Annotated in this window: 24 protein-coding genes and 1 tRNA gene; 13 read left to right on the top strand and 12 right to left on the bottom strand. The window is 62.3% G+C overall.

The window, feature by feature from the left end:
- The 6 genes from FB009_RS11460 to FB009_RS11435 form a co-directional block, all read right to left on the bottom strand.
- Complete coding sequence (locus FB009_RS11460) at positions 1 to 1,668, bottom strand: YadA-like family protein (RefSeq protein WP_234824761.1); 1,668 nt, start codon at positions 1,666 to 1,668, stop codon at positions 1 to 3.
- A 618-nt stretch (positions 1,669 to 2,286) separates the two neighbouring features.
- Positions 2,287 to 2,363: transfer RNA gene (locus FB009_RS11455), tRNA-Arg, on the bottom strand.
- 132 nt (positions 2,364 to 2,495) lie between these two features.
- Positions 2,496 to 3,977 carry a sensor histidine kinase gene (locus FB009_RS11450; protein ID WP_011974298.1) on the bottom strand — a complete coding sequence of 494 codons (1,482 nt, stop codon included), beginning with the start codon at positions 3,975 to 3,977 and terminating at the stop codon, positions 2,496 to 2,498.
- A gap of 21 nt (positions 3,978 to 3,998) precedes the next feature.
- Positions 3,999 to 5,420, bottom strand: coding sequence for a dihydrolipoyl dehydrogenase family protein (locus FB009_RS11445; RefSeq protein WP_011974297.1), 1,422 nt, complete (start codon positions 5,418 to 5,420; stop codon positions 3,999 to 4,001).
- 25 nt (positions 5,421 to 5,445) lie between these two features.
- Positions 5,446 to 6,246 (bottom strand): TVP38/TMEM64 family protein, encoded by an 801-nt coding sequence (locus FB009_RS11440; protein WP_011974296.1) that lies wholly within the window; start codon positions 6,244 to 6,246, stop codon positions 5,446 to 5,448.
- 286 nt (positions 6,247 to 6,532) lie between these two features.
- Positions 6,533 to 8,530 (bottom strand): methyl-accepting chemotaxis protein, encoded by a 1,998-nt coding sequence (locus FB009_RS11435; protein ID WP_011974295.1) that lies wholly within the window; start codon positions 8,528 to 8,530, stop codon positions 6,533 to 6,535.
- 317 nt (positions 8,531 to 8,847) lie between these two features.
- Between FB009_RS11435 and rpmH the strand changes: the two genes are divergently transcribed.
- The 5 genes from rpmH (at position 8,848) to FB009_RS11410 (ending at position 12,675) form a co-directional block, all read left to right on the top strand.
- On the top strand, positions 8,848 to 8,982 hold the full coding sequence (rpmH, locus tag FB009_RS11430) for a 50S ribosomal protein L34 (protein WP_003531576.1): 135 nt from the start codon (positions 8,848 to 8,850) through the stop codon (positions 8,980 to 8,982).
- 21 nt (positions 8,983 to 9,003) lie between these two features.
- Positions 9,004 to 9,402 (top strand): ribonuclease P protein component, encoded by a 399-nt coding sequence (rnpA, locus tag FB009_RS11425; RefSeq protein ID WP_011974294.1) that lies wholly within the window; start codon positions 9,004 to 9,006, stop codon positions 9,400 to 9,402.
- Positions 9,402 to 11,192, top strand: a complete 1,791-nt coding sequence (gene yidC / locus FB009_RS11420; RefSeq protein ID WP_024325034.1) for a membrane protein insertase YidC — start codon at positions 9,402 to 9,404, stop codon at positions 11,190 to 11,192. The genes rnpA and yidC overlap by 1 nt, the downstream gene beginning before the upstream one ends.
- Positions 11,193 to 11,339: 147 nt before the next feature.
- The gene (gene yihA / locus FB009_RS11415) at positions 11,340 to 11,993 is read left to right on the top strand and encodes a ribosome biogenesis GTP-binding protein YihA/YsxC (RefSeq protein WP_011974292.1); all 654 of its coding nucleotides are present in this window, start codon (positions 11,340 to 11,342) and stop codon (positions 11,991 to 11,993) included.
- A 142-nt stretch (positions 11,994 to 12,135) separates the two neighbouring features.
- On the top strand, positions 12,136 to 12,675 hold the full coding sequence (locus FB009_RS11410; protein WP_011974291.1) for a DUF1269 domain-containing protein: 540 nt from the start codon (positions 12,136 to 12,138) through the stop codon (positions 12,673 to 12,675).
- A gap of 98 nt (positions 12,676 to 12,773) precedes the next feature.
- On the opposite strand, the gene FB009_RS11405 is transcribed toward FB009_RS11410, so the two are convergent.
- Positions 12,774 to 13,484 (bottom strand): anti-sigma factor, encoded by a 711-nt coding sequence (locus tag FB009_RS11405; RefSeq protein WP_011974290.1) that lies wholly within the window; start codon positions 13,482 to 13,484, stop codon positions 12,774 to 12,776.
- Between the two features lie 353 nt (positions 13,485 to 13,837).
- Here FB009_RS11405 and argB point away from each other — a divergent pair, with 353 nt between their 5' ends.
- Positions 13,838 to 14,725, top strand: coding sequence for an acetylglutamate kinase (gene argB, locus FB009_RS11400; RefSeq protein WP_011974289.1), 888 nt, complete (start codon positions 13,838 to 13,840; stop codon positions 14,723 to 14,725).
- A 99-nt stretch (positions 14,726 to 14,824) separates the two neighbouring features.
- Here argB and FB009_RS11395 read toward each other — a convergent pair whose 3' ends face one another.
- The 3 genes from FB009_RS11395 to FB009_RS11385 form a co-directional block, all read right to left on the bottom strand.
- Positions 14,825 to 15,601, bottom strand: coding sequence for an isocitrate lyase/PEP mutase family protein (locus tag FB009_RS11395; protein ID WP_011974288.1), 777 nt, complete (start codon positions 15,599 to 15,601; stop codon positions 14,825 to 14,827).
- 37 nt (positions 15,602 to 15,638) lie between these two features.
- Positions 15,639 to 16,751, bottom strand: a complete 1,113-nt coding sequence (locus tag FB009_RS11390; RefSeq protein ID WP_102045674.1) for a bifunctional transcriptional activator/DNA repair enzyme AdaA — start codon at positions 16,749 to 16,751, stop codon at positions 15,639 to 15,641.
- A gap of 75 nt (positions 16,752 to 16,826) precedes the next feature.
- Positions 16,827 to 17,741: a DMT family transporter gene (locus tag FB009_RS11385; protein WP_102045675.1), complete on the bottom strand. Its 915-nt coding sequence runs from the start codon at positions 17,739 to 17,741 to the stop codon at positions 16,827 to 16,829.
- A 208-nt stretch (positions 17,742 to 17,949) separates the two neighbouring features.
- On the opposite strand from FB009_RS11385, the gene FB009_RS11380 reads away from it, so the two are divergent.
- The gene (locus tag FB009_RS11380; protein ID WP_011974285.1) at positions 17,950 to 18,663 is read left to right on the top strand and encodes a pyrimidine 5'-nucleotidase; all 714 of its coding nucleotides are present in this window, start codon (positions 17,950 to 17,952) and stop codon (positions 18,661 to 18,663) included.
- Here FB009_RS11380 and FB009_RS11375 read toward each other — a convergent pair whose 3' ends face one another.
- The gene (locus FB009_RS11375; RefSeq protein ID WP_011974284.1) at positions 18,664 to 19,563 is read right to left on the bottom strand and encodes an LOG family protein; all 900 of its coding nucleotides are present in this window, start codon (positions 19,561 to 19,563) and stop codon (positions 18,664 to 18,666) included. It lies immediately after the preceding gene.
- Positions 19,564 to 19,824: 261 nt separating this feature from the next.
- Here FB009_RS11375 and dapD point away from each other — a divergent pair, with 261 nt between their 5' ends.
- From dapD to FB009_RS11350, 4 genes are all read left to right on the top strand, one after another.
- The gene (dapD, locus tag FB009_RS11370; RefSeq protein WP_145161593.1) at positions 19,825 to 20,682 is read left to right on the top strand and encodes a 2,3,4,5-tetrahydropyridine-2,6-dicarboxylate N-succinyltransferase; all 858 of its coding nucleotides are present in this window, start codon (positions 19,825 to 19,827) and stop codon (positions 20,680 to 20,682) included.
- 2 nt (positions 20,683 to 20,684) lie between these two features.
- Positions 20,685 to 21,071, top strand: a complete 387-nt coding sequence (locus tag FB009_RS11365) for a DUF805 domain-containing protein (protein WP_011974282.1) — start codon at positions 20,685 to 20,687, stop codon at positions 21,069 to 21,071.
- A 152-nt stretch (positions 21,072 to 21,223) separates the two neighbouring features.
- Positions 21,224 to 23,104, top strand: coding sequence for a DEAD/DEAH box helicase (locus FB009_RS11360; protein ID WP_011974281.1), 1,881 nt, complete (start codon positions 21,224 to 21,226; stop codon positions 23,102 to 23,104).
- A 102-nt stretch (positions 23,105 to 23,206) separates the two neighbouring features.
- Complete coding sequence (locus FB009_RS11350; RefSeq protein WP_011974280.1) at positions 23,207 to 23,362, top strand: hypothetical protein; 156 nt, start codon at positions 23,207 to 23,209, stop codon at positions 23,360 to 23,362.
- Positions 23,363 to 23,371: 9 nt separating this feature from the next.
- Here FB009_RS11350 and FB009_RS11345 read toward each other — a convergent pair whose 3' ends face one another.
- Entirely contained in the window at positions 23,372 to 24,280 is a 909-nt protein-coding gene (locus tag FB009_RS11345) for a LysR family transcriptional regulator (protein ID WP_011974279.1), read from the bottom strand.
- A gap of 139 nt (positions 24,281 to 24,419) precedes the next feature.
- Here FB009_RS11345 and FB009_RS11340 point away from each other — a divergent pair, with 139 nt between their 5' ends.
- Together FB009_RS11340 and FB009_RS11335 are read left to right on the top strand one after the other, a co-directional pair.
- The gene (locus FB009_RS11340) at positions 24,420 to 25,232 is read left to right on the top strand and encodes an alpha/beta hydrolase (RefSeq protein ID WP_018209034.1); all 813 of its coding nucleotides are present in this window, start codon (positions 24,420 to 24,422) and stop codon (positions 25,230 to 25,232) included.
- A gap of 66 nt (positions 25,233 to 25,298) precedes the next feature.
- Positions 25,299 to 26,507 (top strand): efflux RND transporter periplasmic adaptor subunit, encoded by a 1,209-nt coding sequence (locus FB009_RS11335; protein ID WP_011974277.1) that lies wholly within the window; start codon positions 25,299 to 25,301, stop codon positions 26,505 to 26,507.
- The last annotated feature ends 127 nt before the right edge of the window (positions 26,508 to 26,634 follow it).

The raw sequence follows: 26,634 nt of genomic DNA, 5'->3' as shown, positions 1-26,634 counted from the left end.
TCAGTTCAAAGTGATGCTGAGCCCCGCGCCAACGCCGACGTGCCCCCCGGCCGCCGTTCCGGTGAGATTTGCCCGCATGCGGCCGTTCTCACTCGTGTAGCCGGCGCCGAATGCGAGTGCTGCTTCGCTCCTCCAGAACCCGCCTCCAAGCGCTACGCTTAGCTTGCCAGGCCGGTCGTCGAAACGCAGGGAGGATGCCGCGAGGCCGATTGCGGCGGCCTGGCGGGCTTCCCCGCGAACTTCCCCGAGCTCGCCCGACAGCTGCGAGAATTTCTGATCCGTGTAGTGGTTCGCCGCGCGGACCTTGGTGTCCGTGACGGTATCCGTATAGCTGGCCGACTGATCTATCGCCCAATTGGTCTTTTCGTCCGTGTAGTGCTTGGTTTCGGCGATCCCTTCCTTGACCTGACCGACATTGGCGGCATCGGTGTCCTTTACGCCTTTGGCGACATTGGCCACGAGAACCGGCTGGTTGGGGTCGCCACCCTTCAAGGTGATCGTGTTGAGCTTCTGGCCGGCGGCGTCGGTGTCATAGGATACGGCATTTTTCACGCCGCCTTCGAGGGCCTTGAGCTGTGAGACATTGACGGCATCGGAATCCGCCGTACCGGCGGCAAGCCCCGTGATCTGGCGATAGATTTCGGCACCGGGGGCATCATTGCCCACTGCCACGGCGCCGCTCGTGCTTTTCGTTTCGGCGATTGCGTTTCTGTCCGCTTCCGATGCACCAAACGGCACGTAGCCGTCCACCGCGCCGGTGTCGGAAACAGAGCTGGTACCGAGCGCGACGCCGCCCTCGACCGTGACGTCGGCCGTATTGCCGAGCACGAAAGCGTCCCCGACATCTATGTCGTTGCCGTTGCCTACGATGCGGCTGCCATCGGCCGTATTCGCCAGTTTGTTGTCGTTGCCGAACGTGCCGGCGTTGTCGGCGTCGATGGTGTTGTCGTTGCCGAGAGAATAGGAACCGGTGCCCGTAATGGTGGTCGGGTCGCCTATTGCACCACTGCTATCGCCCGAGACGGTATTGGCGTATCCGATGCCGACGCTTTTTTCACCTGTCACCGAATTGCCGGTACCGATACCGACACTGTCGATGCCTGAAACCTTGTTATCGTTACCGATGCCGACGCCATTTTTGGCCGACACTTTGCTGAGCGGACCGATGGCGACGCTTCCTTCACCGGTCGCCTCGGCTAATGAGCCGAAGCTCAGGGATTGTTCGCCATTGGCCTGCGCGCCGGATCCGATCGCTACGGCTGAGGTCGCGCCGTCCGGATCCGTTGCATCCCCGGCCCTCGTCTGCGCCCCAAAGCCCAAGGCGATCGAATTGCCGCCACCGGCATTCGATTGCAGACCGACGGCGGTGGCCTGACTTCCCGCGGCTTGCGCAGACGTGCCTAGAGCAATGCTGTTCTCCCCGGACGCTGACGAGCGTCCGCCGATCGCAATTGCTTTCGTTCCGGATGCCACGGCCTCGGAAGCAAGCGCGGTTGAAGCGACACCGCTTGCGTCGGCACCAGTGCCGATCGCAGTGGAGCAAAATCTCAGCTCCGAATCACATGCAGAGTTGGCGGTCGCGCCGTTTTCGCCGGTTCTGTTGGCCTCGGTCGCGAAGATCGAGGTCAGCGTGGCGGCCGAGACTGCCGGCGCGGAACCTGTCACCACGGCAGCTGCCAGCAAGACGGCCGTACCCGGCCCAATCAGCCGTCGTCTCCCCAGCGCAAGCCGAAACCAGCTTGAAGAGACACCTCGATCTCGCCTGCGATCAACAGAACGTGTGCAAGTCGCTACTACCAAGATAACCTCCTTCAAGAATGATCCTGCTCTCTCCAGCGCTCACCGTCGCTCGGGAATAAGTCCTGTTCGGTACCCAAGCCCGAGAAGAGCAGCCGTTCTGCTTCGCTCTCGCCCAAGTGTGGAACCTGGCACCACGACAACAGGCGCTCGGACGCATGATTCACCCAAAGGTTGAACGCATAGAAGTGATCGAATAGAAGGTTATGTGCAAATAAGTAGATGGGACGCCCAAGAACGGGCCGGTTTGCGTGAGCGGTCGGAAAAACTCGCTCTCTCGCGCTGGCCGCGGGCTAATCCGAATCATAGAGAAAGGCGCTCTATAACCCCTGATTGGAAATGGCCCGGCCCGATTTGGCCGGAACTCACCGATGGCGCGAGGCAATCGGCGCTCAAGGAGCAATTACCTGTGCCGCAATGGCCGGTCCGAACCCCTAAGAGCCAAAGATGCTCTTAAGCTTTTGCATGTTCGCAGGGAAAAAAAGAAAATGGCGCACCCGAAGAGATTCGAACTCCTGACCCCCAGATTCGTAGTCTGGTGCTCTATCCAGCTGAGCTACGGGTGCGTGCCTAAGCGGTGAACCGCTTGCGTGGCGATCCTCTAAAGGGTCCTTTCGGCGATTGCAAGCGCCTTTAGCCAAAAATTCTGTTTTTGCGACGGTATCCCTGCGTCTCCTCCGGTGCGGACGAGAACCTCATCAGGACCGTCCCTTGGCGCGGAAGGCATCGAGCCGTACCGGGCGGTCCGGCAGTTCTATGCGAAACAGCGTGCCGGGGGTGGGCTTTTCGACGAGGGCGATGGTTCCGCCATGGGCGAGCACCAGTTCGCGTGCGATTGCGAGACCCAGGCCCGTGCCGCCCGATCGGGCCGAGCCCCGGAAGGCGGCGAAGAGATTTTCGCGCGCTTTGGCCGGCATGCCAGGACCGGTGTCCTCGATCGAAATCGTAACAACGCTGCCGGTCCGCACCGCCGAAACGGAGATCCGTCTCTCGGAACCGTTCTCGGGCGTGTAGTTTGCAAGCGCCTCGACGGCATTGCGGCAGATATTGTGGACGACGCGAAAGAGCTGCTCGCTATCCGCATCCACCTCGATGTCTTCTCGCACCTGTATCTGGAAATCGATGCCGTCCTGCCGGTCGACGGAAAGCAGTTCGGCCACGTCCTCGACAAGCGGCCGGAGCGACACGAAGCGGCGATGGGGCTCCGCCTCCGTGGTGCGCCCGTAGGAGAGAACCTCGCGCGTGTAGCCGACGGCGCGATCGATGGCCCTGAGCAATGTCGGTGCGAAGCGCTTGACCACCGGATCGTCGACAGCGGCCAGGCGGTCGGAAATGAGCTGCGCGGAAGAGAGGATGTTGCGCATGTCGTGGTTGATCTTGGAAACGGCAAGGCCGAGCTCGGCAAGGCTCTTCTGCTGTTTCAAAGTTCTCTGCAATTCGCGCTGCATGCTGGCAAGGTGCTGCCCGGCCACCGCCAGTTCATCCTTGCCGTCCGGCGGCACGAGCACGCGTTCGGGGTTCGACGGCTCGTTCGAGAACTCCTGCATGCTTTTGGTCAGCCGTCGTATCGGAACGATCAGCATGCGATTGATTGCCAGGAAGATGAGGGCCGCGGTGATCAGCGATATGACGATCGACAGCAGGAAGACGTTGCGGGAATAGACGAGCATGGCCGTGCGCAGCTTGGCATCCTTCATCACCAGCTCGATCGTCGCATCGCCCTCGCCTAGCGGCCCATAGATTCGCACCACCCGGTGGCCCCCGAAAAGAAGCGTGTCGAAAGCGTCCCGGACTGCGCCGAGGGCCGTGAAGTCGGCAAGGTCGTACTCCCCGTCGATGGCCGGGGGCATATCGACGCTGGCGATCATCCGCGAGGCATCCTTTCGGCGGATGACGATGGCTTTCGTGCCGGTCGCCATCAGGGTCTCGCGCTGAACGGCGCGGGGCAGCTCGACATTCTGCAGGCCGTCGACGACGACAGCCGCCGCCGCCACGGTGTTCAGGCGGTCCTGCAGCCAGCGAATGCGCATATTGGCGACGGAGGGCACGAAGATCAGCACCTCGGCCAGCATGACGAAGGCAACCGTCAGCAGCAGCAATTTGCCGGAAAGGCCACCAAGATAGCCGGCCGCCGCTCGTGGCGCCGCACTCGGATCGGCCGGACGCGCATCTTCCACCATGACTCTCAATATTCCCTGCCGTCAGCCGAAATGTCTGAGGAACCGAAGCACGGTCCGCAGAAGGCGATTTCGCGCCATCGGGGAATAATAGGAGATCGCCGCCTGTTTTCCAATCTCCGAGAGGGTCGGATAGGGTGCGACATAAGTCTGGAAATGCTTGAGGGTCAGGCGATTGGCAACGGCGAAGGCCCAGAGATTGATCATCTCCCCGGCTCCGGAACCCGCAATGGCTGCACCGAGCACCCGGCCCCGCCTGCCGACGACCACCTTGATCAACCCTCGGCCAAGACCATCGGTACGGGAGCGGTCGTTCGCGGAATAATCCAGGCGAAGGATCGTCGCCCCCGGGGCTGCTTCGCGCGCACGCTCTTCCGTCAGCCCCACATGAGCCAGTTCGGGCTCGGTGAAGATCACCCGTGGAACGATGAACGGCTTCTCGCGCGCCGGCAGGCGGAAGAGTATCTGCTGCAGCACCAGGCGGGCATGATAGCTCGCCTGATGCGTGAATAGGCCACCCGCCGCATCGCCGATCGCATAGACCCGGCGGTTGCTGGTCCTTAGATTCGGACCGACCTCGATACGCTTCGGATCGTGTCTGATCCCTGCCGCATCGAGACCGAGAGATGCATGAACGGGCGCGCGGCCGGCGGCCACCAGCAGATCGCTTCCTTCGATCCCGAAAGGACCGTTCCCGTTTTCGCACCGCAGCCGGATACCACGCTCCGTCCGTTCGACCGCGTGGATCGCCGTGCGTTCATGGAGGTGCACGCCTTCCGCTCTCAGCCCGTCGAGCACAATCGCCGCCAGTTCCGGATCCTGCCCGGACAGGGCCTCCGTCTTGTCCACGACCGTCACCTCGACGCCCAGGCGGCGGTGAGCCCCAGCCATTTCGAGTCCGACCGGCCCCCCGCCGATGACGACAAGATGGCGCGGCAGGCGTTTCAGACTGAAGAGCGTTTCATTGGTGAGGAACGGCGTCTCCGCCAGCCCCGGGATCGGGGGAATTGCCGGCGATGAGCCGGTAGCGATCACGAAACGCCGGGCGCGGATGAGGCGGTCACCGGCAGCGATGGTGCGGTTATCGACGAAGCAAGCCTCATCCTTGATGACCTCGACCCCGAGGCTCGTGAAGCGCTCGACGGAATCATGCGGTGCAATGCCGACTATGACGGACTGGATGCGCGCCGTCAGGCGTTCCTGATCGATGACGGGCCCTGCTGCGGCGATGCCGAATTCCGCTGCAACCCTGATGGAATGCGCATGCCTTGACGCCGCGATCAGAGCCTTCGAAGGCACGCAGCCGTGATTCAGGCAGTCGCCGCCCATCGGCCCCTTTTCCACCAGCACGACGGGCACGCCGAAGGCGGCAGCTCCGGCGGCTACCGTGAGCCCGGCTGCACCGCCGCCAATTACGCAGATGTCCGGTGTCAATTGTTTCACCACGCCCTCTACCCTATCCGTATCTCCGTCACGCTTCTTTGCGGCGCGACTGTATAAGCCTGAATGCCAGGGGCAATGTAGCAATCAGCGCAAGGGCGATGAGCGCCAGCGATACGTCCCTGGTGACGAAATCGGAAAGGGCGAGCGAACGCCCGCTTGCAGCCGCCATGGCGAGCACGTCGCCGAGGCCGCAGCCGAGCCAGGCATAGGCGAGAGTGCCGGGCACGATGCCGATCAGCGTAGCGGTCGCGAAGGTGCGCAGTTTCACATCGAAAAAGGCGGGCGCGATGTTGATCACGAAAAACGGGAAGACCGGTGCCAGCCGCAGAACCAGGAGATAGAGGAAGGCGTTATCCCGAAATCCTACGGCGAACCGGTCCAGGAAACCGCCTGCGCGGCGCCTGAGGACATCCCTGAAGGCGCCGCGCGCGGCGAGGAACAACAGGCACGCACCGAGCGTGGCCGAAAGAACCGCAACGGCCGCACCGGCAAGCCAGCCGAAGAGGAAGCCTGCGAAGATCGTCAGCACTGATGCCGCCGGAATGGAGAAGACGACGACCGCGGCATAGACCGCGAAGAAGACGAGAGCCGACTGGATCGGATGGGCGGCGACCTGGGCGGCAAGTGCATCGCGCTGGTCGACGAGCGCGGAAAGCGAGACATAGTCCTGCAGACCAAGTGCATATGCCAGGACGCCACCGGCCAGGAGGATGGCAAGGGGCACGAACCGCACGGGGGAACGGCGCGGACCGGGTGTGGGAGCCCCCCGGCTCTTCCGGGATTTCGGAGCCGGACGTTCTTCCGTCCCGTTGCTGACACCATGACTCATGCGATTCGCTTCCGGTGAGATGACCCCTTGGGTTAGAAGGATTTCATATTCGGAACCAATAAAGAATGGTCGCGTCCGCAAAAGTCGGCGTGACCACGCCGCGGCCCCAATTCACGATAACGTGACAAAACCGCGGCACGCGCACGCCGGGAAATTCCCGCCCCGAAAGTTGCTCGCGGCGACTGTCCGGCCGCCGCGAGAAGCCCTATGCCGATACCCGAGGGGATCACAGCCGGAGCGGGATGAAGAATAGTGTGTGCACTTTCCTGGTTGAGCTCCGAGCCGTTCAGAATTCCTCCCAATCATCACGGGCGACCGCGGCGGAACCGTTGCCGAAAGCGCGCGCGACCGACCCCATCATACGGCGGGCGGGCGATGCAACGGGGCGGTTCGTTTCCCTTGCCGGCGTGATCGTACGCACCGGGTCGCGCTCGATCTTGAAATAGGCGATCAGGTTGGCAAGGTTGTCAGCTTCAGCGGATAGCTTATGCGTGGCAGCATTCGCCTCTTCCACCATGGCGGCATTGCGCTGGGTGACCTGATCCATCTGGTTGACGGCAGTGCTGACTTCGCCAAGGCCCGTCGATTGCTCACGCGCGGCCGTCGCGATCGAATGGATGTGATCGTTGATCTTGAGGACGCGCGTCTCGATCTGGCCGAGCGCCGCTCCCGTTGCCTGTACGAGCTTGACGCCGGTTGACACCTCGTCACCGGACTTGGAAATCAGCGATTTGATATCCTTGGCGGCGCTGGCGGCACGCTGGGCGAGTTCACGGACCTCCTGGGCGACGACGGCGAAACCCTTGCCGGCATCTCCGGCGCGTGCCGCCTCGACGCCTGCGTTCAGGGCCAGCAGGTTGGTCTGGAAGGCAATTTCGTCGATGACGTTGGTAATCTGGCCGATCTCGCTCGAAGCCTGTTCGATCCGGCCCATGGCATCGATGGCATTGCGGACGACCGATGCCGACTGCGCAGCACTGTCCTTCGCCTCCGTAACCATCACGGTCGCCTCATGAGCCCGTTCGGTCGAATTGCGGACTGCGGCGGTTATCTGGTCGAGCGCTGCCGAGGTTTCCTCAAGCGCCGCGGCCTGCTGTTCCGTCCGCTTGGAAAGGTCGTCGGCAGCACTGCGCAGCTCGGTAGAGTTTCCATTGATCGAGTCCGTCGTCGTGCGGACCTCGCGGAGCGTCTTCTGAAGCGTCTGCAAGGTGTCGTTGACGTTCGTCTGCAGCTCCGCGAATGCGCCCTGGAACTGACCCTTCATGCTCTGCGTTAGGTCGCCCGTTGCCAGGCTCGCAATGACCCTTCGGGTCTCGGCAATACCGGTATCGACACTGTTGACCAGTTCGTTGACGCTTGCCGCAAAACGGTTGAGATCGTCGTTGTCATAGTCCTTGCTGATGCGCTGGGTGAAATCGCCCGCCGCAGCCGCCGCGACGACCGTGGCGATGCTCGACTGCAGGTCCGCGCTCTTTCCACGCAGGACTTCTTCCTGGGCGTTGAGCTCTCGAACGGCAAGGCTGTTCTGTTTGAAGACTTCGACCGCTGCCGCCATATCGCCGATCTCGTCCTTGCGCCCGGCGAAGGGCACATCCGCCGTGAGGTCACCGCCGGCAAGCACCTTCATCTTGGCCGTCAGATCGAGAATCGGGCGGCTGAGGTGGTTGGTCGCAATGTAGAAGGCAGCGCCGATCCCGGCCAGCATGCCAAGAGCTGCGGTTGCAAGCACGATCAGCACGATCGAGCGCTTGTATTCGGCGATGTCGGCGGTAATCGTCTGAAGCAAGGCAAGGTTCGCGTCCACGACGACGTCGATCTCAGCTTGAAAAGCCTTGCGGTTGGCCCGATTGGCTTCATTGTTGCCCTGCTCGTTGGCCGCCTGCGGCGCAACTTCCGTGCCCAGGCGCGCCGTCTCACTTCGGAACACCTTGAATTCCTCCGCGCGCTTTACGAGGGTATCGAAGGCGGGCAGGACGTCGGCCGGCACCAGCGGCCGCCACTCCTCCAGCAGCGTATCTATCTTGCCGAGATTTTTGAGAATGCCCTCGGCAAATGGCTTTGCCTTTTCAACCGTCGGCGCCGCATAGATGCCCCGCGCCTCCATGACCACGGCCGTTACGAGACGATTGAGCCGCTCGCCTTTGAAGGCCCGGTCGGAAGCGTTCTGGTATTCACCGAGCCGCTGGTTGTACTCGCTCACGATAAGCAACGACATACCGGTGATCGCTATCGCCAGCAGACTCATGATGCCGACGATCAAGTTAATTTTCCCGCGTATTTTCATGTCCTGTTCCTGTCCCCCAGCCGCCCACTCGCCCCAGACGGGAACAACTCACGGCCTGCACGCAACTGAGTAAATGCTAAAATGCGCACGGTTAACAAAGCATCCATCAGGCAGCCTATTTTTAGGGGTGTTCTTCGTCGGGGGCTGGCGACGGTGAGCATGTCGCCGGCACTCGGGAATTGACTCGGCCGGACATTTATACCTATAAGCCGCGCACGTCCGGTCGATCCGCCCGTCGGCGGAGCCATGCCCGGCGCGTAAACGCTCTTGCAAGTCATGCAAACCCAAGAAGGGCCGCACACCGCGGTATTAAATAAATGAAGCGTACCTACCAACCGTCCAAGCTTGTTCGCAAGCGCCGTCACGGCTTCCGTGCACGTATGTCCACCAAGGGTGGGCGCAAGGTCCTGACAGCCCGCCGGGCTCGTGGCCGCAAGCGTCTTTCGGCGTAAGCCGGATCTGCCCGAAACCTTATGTCCGGGCAAATGACGACAGATAAAGACAAGATAGCTGTCGGGCGGCTGAAAAGCCGTCCGCAGTTTTTGGCGGTCCGGGCTGGCGAAAGCCGCAGAGGGCCGTTATTTCTTCTCGAGGTTCTTGACCGGAACGATCCGGAGGGTGAAGCCCGCGTGGGCTTCACCGTTACCAAGAAGCACGGCAATGCCGTCGAGCGAAATCGGATGCGCCGACGACTCAAGGAAGCGGTGCGGCTTTCGGCCGGGTTTGCAATGAAACCCGGACACGACTATGTGATTGTCGCCCGGCGCGATCTCCTGAATGCCCCATTCGACGCATTGACTCGGGCGCTTCGGGATCGCATCGAAATCAAGCCGAAACAGAAGCGGCCACCGGCCGGTTCCAGGAAATCATGATGGAAAACAACCGCAATTATTTCGTGGCGATCGCCCTTTCCGTGCTGATCCTCATCGCCTGGCAGTTCTTCTATGTCAGCCCGAAGATGGAGAAGGACCGCATTGCCGCGGAAAAAGCCCAGCAGGCCCAGTCGCAACCGGGTACGCAGCAGGCGGCACCCGGACAGGCTGCACCGGGACAAGCCTTGCCCGGCGGGGCAATCCCGAGCGCCGCCGAAAGCCGCGATCAGGCGATCGGCAAGTCGGCCCGCGTAGCGATCGACACGCCGGCGCTTTCCGGCTCCATCAACCTGACCGGCGCACGCTTCGACGACCTGAAGCTCAAGGGCTACCGCGAAACGGTGGATCCGAAGAGCCCTGTCATCACGCTCTTCAGCCCGGCGGAGACCGCCGACGGCTATTTCACCGAAATCGGGTATATCGGGTCGGATGCGACCGGGTCGGTTCCGGGCCCTCAAACGGTTTGGATGCTTTCGGGCGGCGACAAGCTCACGCCCTCGACGCCGGTGACGCTGAGCTACACGAACGACAAGGGCATTACCTTTACCCGGACCATCTCGGTTGACGACCGCTACATGTTCGAAGTGGTCGACAGCATCAAGAACGACGCCGCCGCCGCGGTTTCGCTTTCCTCCTATGGCCGCGTCACGCGCTTCAACAAGCCGAGCACACCGAGCATCTACGTGCTCCACGAAGGCTTTGTCGGAGTCGCGGGAGAGCATGGCCTCCAGGAAGTCGGCTACTCCGACGTCGAGGACGAGGAGCCGGTCGAACCGGGCAAATCGACCGGCGGGTGGCTGGGCATCACCGACAAATACTGGGCGGCGACCATCGTCCCTCCGCAGGACACACCCTTCGACATCCGCTTCTCGCATTTTGCCGACGGCCGCCCGCGCTACCAGAGCGACTATAAGAGCGATGCCGTCACGGTTGCGCCTGGTCAATCGGCAGAGGTGAAGAACCTCATCTTCGCCGGCGCCAAGGAAGTTCCGGTCGTCGACAATTACGAATTGACCTATTCCATCCCCAATTTCGACAAGCTGATCGACTGGGGCTGGTTCTACTTCATCACCAAGCCGATGTTCAAAATGATGGATTTCTTCTTCCGTCTCTTCGGCAATTTCGGCATCGCCATCCTGATCACCACCATTGTGGTGAAGCTCATCTTCTTCCCGCTCGCCAACAAGCAGTACGCTTCGATGGCGAACATGAAGAAGGTTCAGCCGAAGATGGAGGAACTGAAGAAGAAGTTCGGCGACGACCGCATGGGTCTGCAGCAGGCGATGATGCAGCTCTACAAGGAAGAAAAGATCAACCCTCTGGCGGGCTGCTGGCCTATCCTCATCCAGATCCCCGTTTTCTTCGCGCTATACAAGGTGATCTACGTCACCATCGAGATGCGGCATGCACCGTTCTTCGGCTGGATCCAGGATCTCTCCGCCCCGGATCCGACGACGATTATCAATCTTTTCGGTCTTCTGCCATTCGAGGGACCGGCATTCCTGCACCTCGGCATTTGGCCGATCGTCATGGGCGTCACCATGTTCCTGCAGATGCGCATGAACCCGACCCCGCCGGACCCGACCCAGGCGATGCTGTTCACCTGGATGCCGGTGGTCTTTACCTTCATGCTGGCGTCGTTCCCCGCCGGTCTGGTGATCTACTGGGCGTGGAACAACACGCTCTCGATCCTGCAGCAGGGCATCATTATGAAGCGTCAGGGCGTGAAGGTCGAACTCTTCGACAATCTGAAGTCGCTGTTCTCGAAGAAACCGAAACCGGCGGAATAGCCGGCAGATACGCTCGCATGGAGCCTCGGAGCGATGCGTTCCGGGGCTTTTCTTTTAGATCCTCGTCACCCGGCCGACAAGCTCTCTAAAGCTTGACAAGCCACCCTAAAAGCCGGATGCCGGCGAGGCAAAGAGGTACGCCAGATCATGTCCGCGACGAACAACCAGAATGCCGCAAGCGTCTTCGGCCGGCCTTGGATCTTCATCCGCGGCGTGCCCTCGATGAAGTTCCTGCCGCCGGAAGGGCCGACGGAGATCGCCTTTGCCGGCCGCTCCAACGTCGGCAAGTCGTCCCTGATCAACGCACTCGTGGGCCATAAAGGCCTTGCACGCACATCGAACACGCCGGGCCGCACTCAGGAACTCAACTATTTCGTGCCGGACGGTTATTCGGGAGAAGCCGACGACCTGCCGCCGATGGCGCTTGTGGATATGCCGGGCTACGGCTATGCCCAGGCGCCCAAGGAACAGGTCGATGCCTGGACAAAGCTGGTGTTCGACTATCTGCGCGGACGTTCCACGCTGAAGCGCGTCTATGTGCTGATCGACGCACGTCACGGTATCAAGAAGAACGACGAGGAGGTGCTGGCTCTCCTCGACAAGGCGGCGGTGTCCTACCAGATCGTGCTGACCAAGACGGACAAGATCAAGGCTGCCGGCGTGCCGAGGCTGCTCGCCGAAACGCTCGAGAAGATCAGGAAGCGGCCGGCCGCTTTTCCCGAGGTGCTATCTACATCGTCGGAAAAGGGCGAAGGCATCGAGGAGCTCCGCGCGGCGATCGAGCTTGCCGTGGCGCGCTGACACGACATCACGACAGCCACACCGGCTATATCGAGCGGCTTTCAGCGCGCGTGCTGACCCGCGTCACTACCCCGACATGAAAATCGCTTTATCTCTCTGCTTCGCGGCGTCAGATTGTCTGCCCGAAGATCAGGAGAGAGACATGTCCGATTTGATTGTAGTGGGATTCGATTCGACGGATGAGGCCGACAAGGTCCTCTTGAAGCTCAACAGCCTGCGGAAGGAATATCTGATCGACCTCGAAGATGCGGTGGTCGTCGTGCGCGACGCAGAAGGAAAGGTGCACCTGAAGCAGAGCCTGAACCTCACCGCCGTCGGCGCCACTTCCGGTCTTCTGTCCGGCTCGCTCTGGGGCGGGCTCGTCGGATTGCTCTTCCTCAATCCGATCGCCGGTTTTGCCATCGGCGGCGCTCTCGGAGCAGGTGCCGGCGCGCTTTCCGGGTCGCTTGCCGACTACGGCATAGACGACGAATTCATCAAGTCGCTCGGCAACACCATCCCGAACGGTTCTTCGGCGCTCTTCGTTCTGGTGCGCAAGGTGCAGCCCGAAAAGGTGCTCGCCGAGTTTTCGGGCCTTCGCGGCCGCGTGCTGAAGACGTCGCTCTCTCCGGAACAGGAGCAGAGGCTTCAGGCAGCGCTCTCACAAGCGCAGACACCATCGCCGCAGGCGGGGACGTTCTGAAGGCTGCGCGGCGCGGCAAGGGGCAGCCCTGGAGCGGGATGACAATCGCGTGCGGTTCCAATCGCATCCCCGCTGCTCCAACGCACCGTGATCTCGGCTCAGAAGACGCGCGCCATGCCTTGCGCGATGACCGCTCCGGTAGGCGCGCCTTTCGGCGATCCTCCCCGTGGTTCGACGCTTACGAAAAGCCTGGACCCCGGGGCTATTCGGCCACGCAATCGCGGCTCGAGCACGGTTGCGCCTTCACTCGGGGGCAGCAGCACGCCGAGCGAGACGGGTGCATCGTCGCCCTTGGTCAGCCAGAGTTCGAGCGATCTGTCTCTTACCGCGGCGGTCGGCGACAGCCACAGGCGTCCCGTATCCGGTTCGAAGTGCAGGACCAGGTTGACCGGGCCGCCAGACGATTCGAGGTTTGCCACAAGCGGAGTGCCGCCTGGGCGGCTGCTGAAAAGTCCGGCCATCGCGCCGGCCATTACGACGATTGCCGAAAGCGATGCGAGGGCGAGGCTGCGCCAGAGAGCAAGCGAGCCCCAGACACCGCGTTGGTCGTGCGCCCCTCGGCGTTCTTCGAAGGCTCCGCGCCCGACTGAGCCACCGTATCGGCGCCGTGGCGCGACCGTTTCATAGGGGTCGCCGAAGGCAGCAAGATTGTTTTGCCATCGAGCGACCATGGCCGCGAAATTGCGGTCCGTTGCCATGCGCGCTTCGGCCTTGCGGCGATCCTCGGCCGACAGGACGCCGAGCACGTACTCCCCCGCGATCACCTCGTCGCGGCGGGAATCCCCGCTTTCGGGCTTCTGCGTCGTCATGGATCCCTGCACTCTCTCAGATCACGATGGTCCTGGAACCGCAGCGCGCGTCAACGCATCCGCATCGCAATTAACGGAAACGCAATCATCTCGTTCCGCACCCCGCAGCTCATTTTCGAGCATGCGGCGGCGCGTATTCCGCCGAACGCGCGTAAGCTTCCCCGCACCTATGACATTCCGGCTCAACGCAGGATCAGCCAAATTACGGGGCTCGTCAATCGGCTTATCGGCTATGCGGCACCACCCTTCGCACAGCAGGCGACCGCCGTCACAATGGCTTTATGTTGCGGCCGGATCATTCCATCCGCCGGAAAGTTGCGCTAAACAGCAGCCGATAATTTCGAGGATCCGCCATGTCCGCATCAGAAAGTGAAATCCAGGCCCGTCTGCTCGCCCAGGCACTGCCTTATATGCAGCGCTACGAGAACAAGACGATCGTCGTCAAATATGGCGGCCACGCCATGGGAAATGCCGAGCTCGGGCGCGCTTTTGCAAGCGATGTCGCGCTTCTGAAACAGTCCGGCGTCAATCCGATCGTCGTGCATGGAGGCGGCCCTCAGATCGGCGCCATGCTCAACAAGATGGGCATCGAATCAAAGTTCGAAGGCGGGCTCCGCGTCACTGACGAGAAGACGGTCGAGATCGTGGAGATGGTGCTTGCCGGATCGATCAACAAGGAGATCGTCGCGCTGATCAATCAGACCGGCGAATGGGCGATCGGCCTTTGCGGCAAGGACGGCAACATGGTCTTTGCGGAAAAGGCGAAGAAGACGATCCGCGACCCGGATTCCAATATCGAGCGCGTACTCGACCTCGGCTTCGTCGGAGATGTGGTCGAGGTGGACCGCACGCTTCTCGATCTGCTTGCCCGCTCCGAGATGATACCCGTGATCGCTCCGGTCGCGCCGGGCCGGGACGGCCACACCTACAACATCAACGCCGACACCTTTGCCGGCGCGATCGCCGGCGCACTCAACGCGACGCGCCTCCTCTTCCTGACCGATGTCCCCGGCGTCCTGAACAAGAAGGGCGAGCTCATCAAGCAGCTCTCTGTCGCAGAGGCACGGGCGCTGATTGCCGACGGTACCATATCGGGCGGCATGATCCCGAAGGTGGAGACCTGCATCGAGGCCATCGGGGCCGGCGTGCAGGGCGTCGTCATCCTCAACGGCAAGACGGCACATGCAGTACTGCTCGAAATTTTCACCGAGCACGGTGCGGGCACACTCATCGTGCCGTGAGGCGCGCCTTAATTCGCGTCATTTCGCTCCTCTCCTCGGGTTCAACCCGAGGAGAGGAGCGAATCTCTTGTACATCAGCGCACCCTATCCCGCCCTTCGCTACTTCCCCGCGCTCGCATAGACTTTCTCGGCCTCGCCGCGCAGCCAAGCCATCATGCCCCGATAAGGGAACGGTCCATAGCTCACTCTCCCCACGCCGGCAGCGGAAAGCCTGGCGATATCCGGCGCTCCCGGCTTCATCATCACGTTGACAGGCAAAGGCGAAGCCGCGCAAAGCCTGGCGATGAGGGTCTCATCGGCGAGCCCCGGCGCGAAGAAACCACTCGCGCCCGCATCGGCATAGGCTTCGGCGCGGGCAATCGCGTCCTCCATCAGTGCCGTGTGGCGCTCCGCATCACCCTCTTGCAGGAAGAGGTCGGTGCGAGCGTTGATAAACAACCGAACGCCCCGTCGCTCGGCCATTTCGCGGATTGCGCGGACGCGAGCCGCCTGCCCGTCGATCGGATGGACACCGCCCTTTCCTATCACCTGGTCCTCGAAATTGATCCCGATGCACCCCGCATCCATAATTTGCGCGACGTTCGCCGCAGCCTGAGCCGGATCCTCCGAATAGGCACCCTCGAAATCCACCGAGAGCGGGAGGCCGGTTGCCGCGACGATCTCGCGCACGGTCTCGAGCAGCAGAGGCAGCGGCAGCTTCTGCCCGTCCGTATAGCCGTGTGCCGCAGCGACCGACCAGCTCCCGGTGGCAAGCGCCTTGGCGCCGGCCTCTGCCACGCAGCGGGCGCTGCCCGCATCCCAGATGTTGTACAGAATCACCGGATCGCCTTTCCGGTGCAGTGCCTCGAAGGCAAGCGCATTTTCTTCCTGGCTCATCGTGTCTTCTCCCAATCCAATGCGTTCATCGATCCTGTCAAACCGAAAGAGCGCCGGCCTGCACCGGCTCCTCCCCGTCCCAACCTTTGAACAGCTCCGCAGGATGCATTCTGCCCTCGTGGCGCAGCAGCCATCGCTTGCGCTGCAGCCCACCGCCATGGCCCGTCAAAGATCCGTCCGCACCGACGCAGCGGTGGCAAGGCACGAGAATTGCAAAGCAGTTGGCGCCATTGGCCCTGGCAACGGCCCGGACCGCCTGATGGCTGGCGATTTTCCGCGCGATGTCGCTGTAGGATCGCGTCTCCCCTGCGGGTATCGCCACCAGTTCTGCCCATACCTGGCGCTCGAAAGCACTGCCGTCCATCGCAAGGGGCGTGCGAAAATCGGCAGAGCGACCGGCAAAATAATTCTTGAGCTCACGCTCCGCCTGGTCGATGGGGGGCGTTCTACCGCGCACCACCGCCGAGAGCGTCTTGCGCTTGAGCTTTTCCATTTCCGCGGGAAGCGCGCGGCGGTCATGAAACTCGATCAGATGAAGATGCGTCCGGTCGGCAACGGCCACCATCGGACCGAGCGGCGTCTCTACCCAGTCGGCAAACAGCAGCACGCGGCCCTGCGATTTCGCAGGAGCCTCTCCGACCAGCCGCGCGAAGGCGGTGCGGAAACCGCTCGGAGACTCGTAGCCCGCGTCGATCTGCGCCTCGATGACGCTGGAGCCGACGGAGAGCTGGCGCGCGGCCTCACCCATTCGCCGCTGCCGGGCGAGATCGAGAAAGGTAACGCCAAGGCTGCGCTTGAAGGCGCGCCGCACGGTGGAGGGATCGAAGCCGCGCCGAACGAGATCGCCCTCGGTCCAGCGATGATCCGGACGGCTGTCGAGCAGTCGCAGGAGGTCTTTGACCAGCGGATCCTTACCGGACACCTGCTCCAGCGGTCGGCAGCGTTGGCACGGCCGGAAGCCGGAATTGACGCAGGCGGACACACTGTCGAAGAAAATGCTGTTTTCCCGCTTCGGCTTGCGCGCGGGACATGAGAGCCGGCAGAAGATGCCGGTGCTTTTGACGCAGACGAAGGCCTGGCCCTCATAATCGGAACTGCGGGCCAGCAGCGCATCGTAAAGGATATCATCATTCGGAAGATCGAAAAGCATATTGCTTTGTAGCATCCGTCAGGCGCGACGTCCGCCGAAATTCGGGCATCTATTTCGTGCAACCGCGCCGGTGATTCATATCACGAGCAGCATGACCACGCCGAGCACGATCAGCAGGCAGCCGAAGAGTTCGAGCCGGTTGATCCATTCCCGGAAGATGAAGAAAGACGAGGCGAAGGTGAAGATCATCTCCACCTGTGCAACCACCTTTACGATCGCCGCCTGCTGCAAAGTCATCGCTGCGAACCAGCCGAAGGAAGCGGACGCGCCGACGAAGCCTACGACGAAAGCCGGCTTCCAGGCGGCGCCTATGCGTTTCAGTTCGTCGCGTTCGCGCGCGACGATCCAGACGAGCATGATGATCGTCTGCAGCAGGATGACGAAGCCGAGCGTGAAGCTCGCCTGGATCAGATAGTCCGGCTGAGGCAGACTTGGCTCCAGTGCAAGCGAGGCCGAACGATAGGAAACGGCTGAGAGCCCGAAGAAAGTACCGGAGAGCAAGCCGATCCCGGCCGTAGGGCTGAGAACGGAGGTCACCAGGGAGCGCGCGCTGAGCGTCGTCCGCGCGACGGAGATCAGCATAACGCCGACGACTGAAATGGCGATCGCAATCAGCGCTCCCTGGCTCGCCTTTTCACCGAGGAAAATCAACCCGAAGAGCGCCGCCTGGGCGGGTTCGGTCCGGGAATAGGCGGTCCCGACCGCGAAGTTGCGGAAGGAGAAGAGATGCAGGAGCAGGAAAGTCGCCGCGATCTGCGCCAAACCTCCGACCACCGCCCAGAGATAGAATGTGCCGTTCGGCACGGGCAGCTGGTGCCCCCCGACACGCCAGAGCAGAACGAGGTAAAGAAGTGCGAAAGGTAGGCCGAAACCAAAGCGGACGAATGTCGCGCCGGTGGTGCCCATGACCCCTTTCAAGTGCTTCTGCATGGAGGAGCGGACATTTTGAAGGAAGGCCGCTGCGACGGTGATGAGAACCCAGGTTTCCATATTTACCTGCTAAAGTACTCCCAGGAAAACGTGTAACGACCTTCCGTCCGGAAGCGCTTACAGTTCAAGAGGTTAGTTGATTTTTTCAGCGTTCGAGCGAAACAGTGCGACGCTCTAACATGCAAGCGGGAAACAATCCATCGCCTATCGAGGCAGAGTTCGACAAACCGTTTTGCTTCGCAAGCCTCACCGTGTCATAAAGCCGGCCATGAAAAAGCTCGACCGTCAGCCGACCCGTGCCGAATTCGCCCACGTCACCGACTGGGTCTTCGACCTCGACAACACGCTCTATCCGCATCACGTCAATCTGTTCTCGCAGATCGACCGCAACATGACGGCCTATGTCGCCGAACTCCTGTCGCTTGAACCGGCGGAAGCGAAGAAGCTTCAGAAGGACTACTACCGCGACCACGGCACCACGCTGCAGGGCCTGATGCTCCACCACGGCATCGACCCGAACGATTTTCTCGAAAGAGCCCACGCCATCGATTACAGCGTCGTGCCGGCCGACCCGGCGCTCGGCGAGGCGATCAGGGCTTTACCCGGACGCAAGTTCATCTTCACCAATGGCAGCGTCGCCCATGCGGAGATGACGGCAAGGGCACTCGGTATCCTCGAGCACTTCGACGACATTTTCGACATCGTCGCGGCCGGTTTCATACCGAAGCCTGCCGGCGACACCTACGACAAATTCATGGGCCTTCACCGCATCGATACGCAGAACGCGGCCATGTTCGAGGATCTGCCGCGCAACCTGGTGGTCCCGAAGGCGCTCGGCATGAAAACGGTGCTGCTCGTACCGCGCAATCTCGAATACGAGTTCGCCGAGGCCTGGGAGACCTCGAGCGACGCCGACGATCAGATCGACTATGTCACGGAGGATCTCGCCGCTTTCCTGCGCTGCGTGGTCCCGGCCGTGTAGTTACCGCCGCCCGGAGGCCATCGGCACCGACTTGGGATCGACCTTCTCGTAAAAGGCGGCGATGATGTCCCAGGCCTCTTCGGCGGTCTCGACGAAATGCAAAAGGTCGATGTCGTCGGGCGCGATGGTGCCGAATTCGGCCAGTGCCTTGAAATTGATGATGCTGCGCCAGAACTTTTCGCCGAAGAGGATGAGTGGCACCAGGGCAAGGCGGCCGGTCTGCATCAGCGTCATGGTCTCGAAAAGCTCATCGAGCGTGCCGAAGCCGCCGGGAAATACCGTCACCGCCTTGGCCCGCAACAGGAAATGCATCTTGCGGATGGCGAAATAGTGGAAGTTGAAGGACAGTTCCGGCGTGACGAACTGGTTCGGCGCCTGCTCGTGCGGGAGCACGATGTTGAGGCCGATTGAGGGAGCGCCTACGTCTGCCGCTCCGCGATTGCCCGCCTCCATGACGCCGGGGCCGCCACCGGTGACGACCACATATTCCTTGTAGTCCAGCTTTGCGGACTGTTCCGAGCACAGCCGCGCGAACTTGCGCGCCTCATCATAATAGATCGAAGCGGCCTCGAGATTCTTGCGCTGGATGTCGTTCTTGGCCGCCCAGGCCTCGCCGCCGGGTTCCGGAATGCGGGCGCCGCCGAACATCACCACGGTTGAGTTTATGCCGCGCTCCTCGAGCATCATCTCGGTCTTGAGGAGCTCGAGCTGCAGGCGGACCGGCCTGAGTTCCTCGCGGCACAGGAAGTCATCGTCGACATAGGCGAGACGATAGGTCGGGGACGCCGACTGCGGCGTCAACGGCACGCCCGATGCGCGTTGTTTGCTCTGCGAGCTGTCTGCGAGCGGGTCCCAGACCCCATCCTTGCGCCGCAAAGTGCGCTTCTTCATGCGTGCCATACTTCGCTTCCCGTCGCGTTTCGAACACCGGAGACCTCGTCCGGACGCGTGCTTTCGTTCCATTCTCGACCACAGTCCGGTTCCTACTGCCGGAATTGCCGAGACTTGCCAAGTCCCATTAGCCGACCAAGCCCCGTTAGCAAGCGTGAGCCGAAAAACCATGCCGCCCCGAATCGCTGCAAAATCCGGCGAAGCCGGTTCCGATTCCGGGAATTATGCAGTAGAGCTTGCAGCACAAACCGCCGAACTCAAGGAATTCCGATGACGAACCACGACCTCGCCTCCCCGTCGCAGACGATCGAGACCGCCTTCGAAAATCGCGATGCCGTCAATACCGGCACCCGCGGCGCGGTTCGCGATGCCGTGGAAGCGGCACTGAACCTGCTCGACAGCGGCAAGGTACGTGTCGCCGAACGCGCTGCGGACGGGACCTGGACCGTCAACCAGTGGCTCAAGAAGGCGGTACTCCTCTCCTTTCGTCTCAATCCGATGGAACTCGTCAGAGGCGGGCCGGGCGAAGCCGTCTGGTGGGACAAGGTTGCCTCCAAGTTCGACGGCTGGAGCGTCAACGAGTTCGAGAAGGCCGGGTTCCGCGCCGTTCCGAACTGCGTTGTCCGCCGCTCGGCCTATATCGCGCCGAATGCGGTCCTAATGCCCTCCTTCGTCAATCTCGGCGCCTATGTCGGCGAGGGAACGATGGTCGACACCTGGGCGACCGTCGGCTCCTGCGCACAGATCGGCAAGAACGTGCATCTTTCGGGCGGCGTCGGCATCGGCGGCGTGCTTGAGCCGATGCAGGCCGGTCCGACCATCATCGAGGACAATTGCTTCATCGGTGCGCGCTCCGAGGTGGTCGAGGGCTGCATCGTGCGCGAGGGTTCGGTGCTCGGCATGGGCGTCTTCATCGGCAAGTCGACGAAGATCGTCGACCGGGCGACGGGTGAGGTGATGTACGGCGAGGTGCCGCCCTATTCCGTCGTCGTGGCAGGCTCCATGCCCTCCGGTTCCGCCATGGGCAACGGCCAGCCGGCTCCGAACCTCTATTGCGCCGTCATCGTCAAACGGGTCGACGAGAAGACCCGCTCCAAGACCGGCATCAACGAACTGCTCCGGGACTGACTATGGCCAAGGAGGGGCGTCAGCCGAGCATGACGTGGCTGTTCTTCAGCCCCTCCGGCCGTATCGGCCGCCTCCCCTTTTTCCTTGCCTGGCTGTTCTGGTTCGCCGTCGGCTCCATTTTTCTGGTGCAGATGATGAAGGACGAGGGGGACGATACGGCGCTCGCCCTCTGGACGCTGGCGCTGATCGTTTCCGGCGTAATTTCAACCGTCTCCATCGCCATGCTGGCAATCAAGCGCCTGCACGACATCGGTTATCCCGGGCCACTGGCGCTCTGCCTCTTCATCCCGGTTCTGAGCCCGATCGTTTTCATAGGTCTCTGCCTCTGGCCTGGCGCGAACCGGGCGAACGAATACGGGAGCCGGCGCAACGCTCCGGCCGGCGATTGATTCCGCCCTGTACATTTGCCTGCTCACCAAGTATGTAGCGCGGCAACTGAACAGGGCCGCGACCACGTTGGCCGCGGCAATCGACGCCTGATGACAACCTGCACCAAGGTTCGCTCTTCCGCCGGCGACGACCGAAATCCGAAAGAAGAGACATGACAGAACTAGCAGGGATCGCACCAGCGATCGCCGAGGCGTTGGCAAAACGCGGTTACGAAACGCTGACACCGGTTCAGCAGGCCATGCTGGACCCGGCGCTGGGCACCGCCGACGCGCTGGTTTCGGCCCAGACCGGTTCCGGCAAGACGGTGGCCTTCGGCCTGGCGCTGGCGCCCACACTCATCGGTTCGGCAAGACAATTCGCGCAGCCGGGCGCTCCGCTTGCACTCGTGATCGCGCCGACGCGCGAACTGGCGCTGCAGGTCAAGCGCGAGCTTGAATGGCTCTACGAGATTGCCGGAGCCACCATCGCCTCCTGCGTGGGCGGCATGGACATGCGCAGCGAGCGGCGCATGCTCGATCGCGGCGCCCATATCGTCGTCGGCACGCCGGGGCGGCTCTGCGACCACATCCGCCGGGGATCCCTCGACATATCGGAGCTGAAAGCCGTCGTGCTCGATGAAGCCGACGAGATGCTGGATCTCGGCTTCCGCGAGGATCTGGAGTTCATTCTCGAGGCGGCACCGGCGGATCGCCGCACGCTGATGTTCTCGGCCACCGTGCCGCGTTCGATCGCGACGCTTGCAAAGAACTACCAGCGCGATGCCGTGCGCATAGGGGTCACCTCCGAACAGAAGCAGCATGGCGATATCGAGTACCGCGCGCTGCTCGTCGCGCCGAGCGACCGCGAGAATGCCATCATCAACGTGCTGCGCTTTTACGAAGCGCGCAATGCGATCGTCTTCTGTTCGACGCGCGCTGCGGTCAACCATCTGACCGCGCGCTTCAACAATCGCGGATTTTCCGTCGTGGCGCTCTCCGGTGAACTCAGCCAGAACGAACGAACCCATGCGCTGCAGGCCATGCGCGACGGCCGCGCTCGCGTATGTATCGCGACCGACGTCGCGGCGCGCGGTATCGACCTTCCGGGCCTGGAGCTGGTGATCCATGCCGACCTGCCGACCAACTCCGACACGCTGCTGCATCGCAGCGGCCGGACCGGCCGCGCCGGCCAGAAAGGCGTGAGCGCGCTGATCGTCCCGGTGAATGCGCGTCGCAAGGCGGAACGGCTGCTCGAAAATGCACGAATCACCGCGGCCTGGGCAAAGCCCCCGTCCGCCGACGAGGTGGCGTTGCGCGACGACGAGCGAATCGCCGCCGACCCGGCGCTCGCCGAGCCTCCGCGCGAGGACGAACAGGCGATCGTGGAGACACTGATCGGCCTCTATGGTGCCGAGAAGATTGCCGCTGCCTTCGTACGGCAGTTCCGTTCGAACCGCTCCGCGCCAGAGGAGCTTGCCGAGGTCGCCGTTTACGACGACCGTAAGAAGGCCCGTCGCGAGAGCCCGGCCTTCTCAGGCGATAGCGATCCCGCCCCCCGCGCCGATTTCGCGGACGGCCGGTGGTTTTCCCTCTCGGTGGGGCGCAAGCAGAACGCCGAACCCCGCTGGCTCATCCCGATGCTTTGCCGTCACGGCAAGCTGAGCAAACGCGACATCGGAGCGATCCGCATGCAGCCCGAGGAAACCTACGTCGAGATGACGGCCGACGGGGCCGAACGCCTTCTTACCGCAATCGGCCCCGACCGGATGCTGGAAAGGGGCATTCGTGTCAAAGCGCTGCCAGGCGCTCCCGACGTCTCCAGATCGCGACAGGACAGACCGGATTTCGAAAAGAAACGGCCGGCGCCCGCATCGGAGCGCGAGCAAAAAGACTTCAAGCCGAAACGCAAGTTCGAAAAGCAGCCTTCCGTCGCGAACGATGCACCTTCGAACGAGAAGCCCTGGAGCAAGAAGAAGGGCAAGCCCGAGGCGCAGAAAACCGGCGACTTCAAATCCGGCGCCAAGCGCAATAATGCGAAGAATCGTCAGTCTTGAGGCGGGATTGTCCCGGATGGCAAGCACCCAGCCGGGACATTGTCCCTGAACCCCTCGGCTGATTAAGCCTCCAGAAGCCGCAAGCCTGCGACGGCGACGATCATGCCGATGCAGGCAAGCCTGAGCCAAGACACGGGATCGGTGCCGCCGCATGTCGGGTACCGGCTGAGCGAAGCGTTGATCGTACTCGGCCGCTGGGCGGAGATCCATTTCGGCGAGCTCGATCCCGCTCGCGAACGCTGCGACGCAGGTCGTTGAGAACGGTCGTCACGCGCCGTTCTGCGACTGCGCCATCACCTTCACAACCCAGTCGGCGAACACACGCAGGCGGCTGCTCAAGTGACGGTTCGGCGGATAGACGAGATAAACCGGCATCGGATCGACCTGCCAGTCGGGAAGAACCGGAAGCATCGTTCCGTTGCGAAGGTCCTCACGTACCATGAAGAGCGGCGCCTGGATGACCCCCAGCCCCGCCCGGGCGGCGGCGATGTAGCTGGTCGACTCGTTCGCGGCCACCGTATAGCGGCCACTGACCTCTATCTCCTCGTTTCCCCGCCGGAAATGGAACGGCATCTGCTGACCGGTTTTCGGCAGGAAGTAGCCGACGACATAGCAATTCTTCTCCAGGTCGGAAGGATGCTGCGGCACCGGATGCCGCTCGAGAAAGTCCCGGGAAGCGCAGGCGACGAACTGCATTTCGGTGATGCGCCGGGCGATCAGCGATTGATCGGTAAGGGTGCCGGCGCGGATAGCGCAATCGACATTCTCCGCAAGATAGTCGATCGTGCGATCGGACACGCCGAGATCGATCTGGATGTCAGGGTATTTGTTGTGGAACTCGGGAAGCGCCGGAATGATGACCAGATTGGCGAAGGCGCTCGCCGTCTCGACCCTCAGTCTTCCCTTCGGCAGGCTCTGGGCGGTCGAAAGGCTGCCGTCGAGTTCATCCAGGTCGGAAAGCAACCGTGCCGCGCGCTCGTAGTAGAGCGCGCCATCGGGCGTGACGAGGACGCGTCTCGTTGTGCGGTTGAGGAGTTTCGTCCGCAAATGCGCCTCCAGCCCCTGGATGAGATTGGTGACGGTCGCCTTCGGCATATTGAGAGAGACGGAAGCGCGGGTGAAATTCCCCGTCTCCACCACCCGAAGAAAAGCGCGCATGGCCGTAAGCTGGTCCATTTTCAATAACCGAATTGTTCGAAATACCGAATAGTGTAATCAGAACCCACAGACTATTCCAGACAGAAGACAATGTTATGCTGCAAACATCGCGAGTTGTCCCTCATCTAGGGATTCACCCGTGTAGGAGACAAGAGAGATGAACGCGCAATTTACGGAAGAGACGATGCAGACGAGCCAGGGCTCGTGCCGCGCGCGTGTCTACCGCGGCGCTTCGCTGTTGTCGCCGCCGCCGCTGGTGCTGCATCTCCACGGCGGTGGGTTCGTCGGAGACTCAGTGGCGGCGGGTGAAAAGGTGGCCGATGCGCTGGCGGCGGCCGGCGCGGTCGTCATCTCGCCCGAATACCCTTCCGCGTGCCTGAACCCCTTTCCTGCGGCACTCGACTGTGCCTATGCCATGCTTTCATCCATGCGCAGCCGCTGCCCGCAATTCGCACACAAGAAGTCGATGCTGTTCGTCGCCGGCGAGGAGGCGGGTGGCAATATCGCGGCCGGTCTGGCGCTGATGGCGCGTGACCAGTTCCTGACCGATCTCAAGGGCCAGATCCTGCTTTCGCCGCTGTTGGACCCATGCCTGGCAACCGCTTCGTTTCGCAAGTTCTGCCCGCAGAGCTCAGTGCAATCCATCGCAGACGGGTGGCAGCAATATCTCGGCGAACGCAGCGGACTGACGCACCCCTATGCCGCACCGGGCCATTGCAGCCGGCTTGGCGGCCTCGTTCCCGCCCTCGTCATCACCAGCGAGGAATGTCCGATGCGCGATGAGGCCGAAGCCTATGCCGAGCGCCTCCGCAAGGCCGGCGTTCCGGTGGAAACGCACATCCTGCCGGGGCGCACTTCGTGGCTGCCTGCCGGCGCCGCACAGGAAAACTGGCCGTCACACAAGGAAATTATATCCGACATTTTCTCCCGCTTCTTCAAGCAGGCGGGAGAGAAGCCGGGCAAAGAGTAAACACGTAAACAGTAAGCCATAAAGCACTAAGCATAGAGCCGGACTCCCAACCGGCGAGGAGAAAACATGACATCGACAGTAACCCGCCGGGTCCTGTGGGGCGCCGGTTTGAGCATTCTTTTGTCCGTCGGCGGCGGCGCAGCCGTCTTCTTCGGACTGCCTCAGCGCTTTCATGCGGACGCCGCGGTCGAGGCGCCCGCTGCCGCGGCTCCAGCCGTTCCGGTCTCCGTCGCCAAGGCCGAGTCGAGACGGATCACGACCTGGGAGAGCTTCTCCGGCCGTCTTGAAGCGATCGAGCGCGTCGAGGTCCGTCCCCGCGTCGGCGGCGCGATCCTGAGCGCTCACTTCCGCGAAGGGGCCCTGGTCGAAAAGGGAGATCTGCTGGTCACCATCGACCCCGAGCCCTTCGCCGCTGCAGTCGAGCGGGCCGAGGCGCAGGTTGCCGCCGCCGAAGCGCGTGTCGCGCTCGCTAAAACCGAGCTCGAACGCGGCCGCAAGCTGGTGACCACGAGCGCGATCCCGCAGAGCGGCGTCGACCAGAGGCTTAGCGTTTACGACGAGGCCCAGGCCAACCTCCGCTCTGCGAAGGCTGCCCTGCGGACCTCCAAACTCGACCTAGCCTACACCGAAGTGCGCGCGCCGATCAGAGGCCGTGTCGGAGGACTCAATGTGACGGCCGGCAATCTCGTCTCTGCCGGCTCCGCCTCGCCGGTCCTGACGACGCTCGTCTCGGTCGACCCCATCTATGCGAGCTTCAACGTCAGCGAGGAAGTCGTCGCGACCGCGCTGGCAGAACTTTCCGCCTCGGCCGGCAGCATCGAAGCGATCGAGCGCATCCCGGTCGAGATCGGCACGGCCGCCGACGAGGGGACGCCGATTACAGGCCACATTCAGCTCATCAACAACGAGGTGGACGCGGCAACCGGCACAATTCGGCTGCGGGCGGAACTCGCCAATGCCGACGGCCGCCTGATCCCGGGTCAATTCGTGCGTATCCGGATCGGAGATCCGCAGCCGGAGGAAAAGCTGGTGATCAGCGACCGCGCCATCAGTTCGGATCAGGACAAGAAATTCGTCCTGGTCGTCGGGGCTGACAACAAGGTGGAGTATCGCCAGGTCACCCTCGGACCCGTCGCCGACGGTCTTCGGATCGTGGAGAACGGGCTGAAGCCCGGCGAGAGCATCGTCGTCAACGGCCTGCAGCGCGTACGCCCCGGTGTAGTCGTCGCCCCGCAGCCGGTCGAACAGGCAACCGCCTCGATCGCCAAACCATAGATCAGATCCTGCCAGATCATAGAGGCAGGGCCGGACAGACTTTCCAACGGCATGCAGCGGTGCTCGCGGCGAACGTCTTCGCCGCAGATGCCCTTTTGCTTGCCTGAAGTTTCCCAAGGGGGATGCC

This window comes from Sinorhizobium medicae (assembly GCF_007827695.1).
In the GTDB taxonomy this organism is placed as follows: Bacteria; Pseudomonadota; Alphaproteobacteria; order Rhizobiales; family Rhizobiaceae; genus Sinorhizobium; species Sinorhizobium medicae.
Note: the sequence above shows the minus strand (reverse complement) of the source record. Positions and strands in the feature narration are given on the sequence as shown.

Coding starts and splice junctions, on each gene's coding strand:
- FB009_RS11450 (WP_011974298.1), bottom strand. CDS start 3,977: ATGGTGGAAGATGCGCGTCCGGCCGATCCGAGTGCGGCGCCACGAGCG.
- FB009_RS11440 (WP_011974296.1), bottom strand. CDS start 6,246: ATGAGTCATGGTGTCAGCAACGGGACGGAAGAACGTCCGGCTCCGAAA.
- FB009_RS11435 (WP_011974295.1), bottom strand. CDS start 8,530: ATGAAAATACGCGGGAAAATTAACTTGATCGTCGGCATCATGAGTCTG.
- rpmH (WP_003531576.1), top strand. CDS start 8,848: ATGAAGCGTACCTACCAACCGTCCAAGCTTGTTCGCAAGCGCCGTCAC.
- rnpA (WP_011974294.1), top strand. CDS start 9,004: ATGTCCGGGCAAATGACGACAGATAAAGACAAGATAGCTGTCGGGCGG.
- yidC (WP_024325034.1), top strand. CDS start 9,402: ATGGAAAACAACCGCAATTATTTCGTGGCGATCGCCCTTTCCGTGCTG.
- yihA (WP_011974292.1), top strand. CDS start 11,340: ATGTCCGCGACGAACAACCAGAATGCCGCAAGCGTCTTCGGCCGGCCT.
- FB009_RS11410 (WP_011974291.1), top strand. CDS start 12,136: ATGTCCGATTTGATTGTAGTGGGATTCGATTCGACGGATGAGGCCGAC.
- FB009_RS11405 (WP_011974290.1), bottom strand. CDS start 13,484: ATGACGACGCAGAAGCCCGAAAGCGGGGATTCCCGCCGCGACGAGGTG.
- argB (WP_011974289.1), top strand. CDS start 13,838: ATGTCCGCATCAGAAAGTGAAATCCAGGCCCGTCTGCTCGCCCAGGCA.
- FB009_RS11395 (WP_011974288.1), bottom strand. CDS start 15,601: ATGAGCCAGGAAGAAAATGCGCTTGCCTTCGAGGCACTGCACCGGAAA.
- FB009_RS11390 (WP_102045674.1), bottom strand. CDS start 16,751: ATGCTTTTCGATCTTCCGAATGATGATATCCTTTACGATGCGCTGCTG.
- FB009_RS11385 (WP_102045675.1), bottom strand. CDS start 17,741: ATGGAAACCTGGGTTCTCATCACCGTCGCAGCGGCCTTCCTTCAAAAT.
- FB009_RS11380 (WP_011974285.1), top strand. CDS start 17,950: ATGAAAAAGCTCGACCGTCAGCCGACCCGTGCCGAATTCGCCCACGTC.
- FB009_RS11375 (WP_011974284.1), bottom strand. CDS start 19,563: ATGGCACGCATGAAGAAGCGCACTTTGCGGCGCAAGGATGGGGTCTGG.
- dapD (WP_145161593.1), top strand. CDS start 19,825: ATGACGAACCACGACCTCGCCTCCCCGTCGCAGACGATCGAGACCGCC.
- FB009_RS11365 (WP_011974282.1), top strand. CDS start 20,685: ATGGCCAAGGAGGGGCGTCAGCCGAGCATGACGTGGCTGTTCTTCAGC.
- FB009_RS11360 (WP_011974281.1), top strand. CDS start 21,224: ATGACAGAACTAGCAGGGATCGCACCAGCGATCGCCGAGGCGTTGGCA.
- FB009_RS11350 (WP_011974280.1), top strand. CDS start 23,207: ATGCCGATGCAGGCAAGCCTGAGCCAAGACACGGGATCGGTGCCGCCG.
- FB009_RS11345 (WP_011974279.1), bottom strand. CDS start 24,280: ATGGACCAGCTTACGGCCATGCGCGCTTTTCTTCGGGTGGTGGAGACG.
- FB009_RS11340 (WP_018209034.1), top strand. CDS start 24,420: ATGAACGCGCAATTTACGGAAGAGACGATGCAGACGAGCCAGGGCTCG.
- FB009_RS11335 (WP_011974277.1), top strand. CDS start 25,299: ATGACATCGACAGTAACCCGCCGGGTCCTGTGGGGCGCCGGTTTGAGC.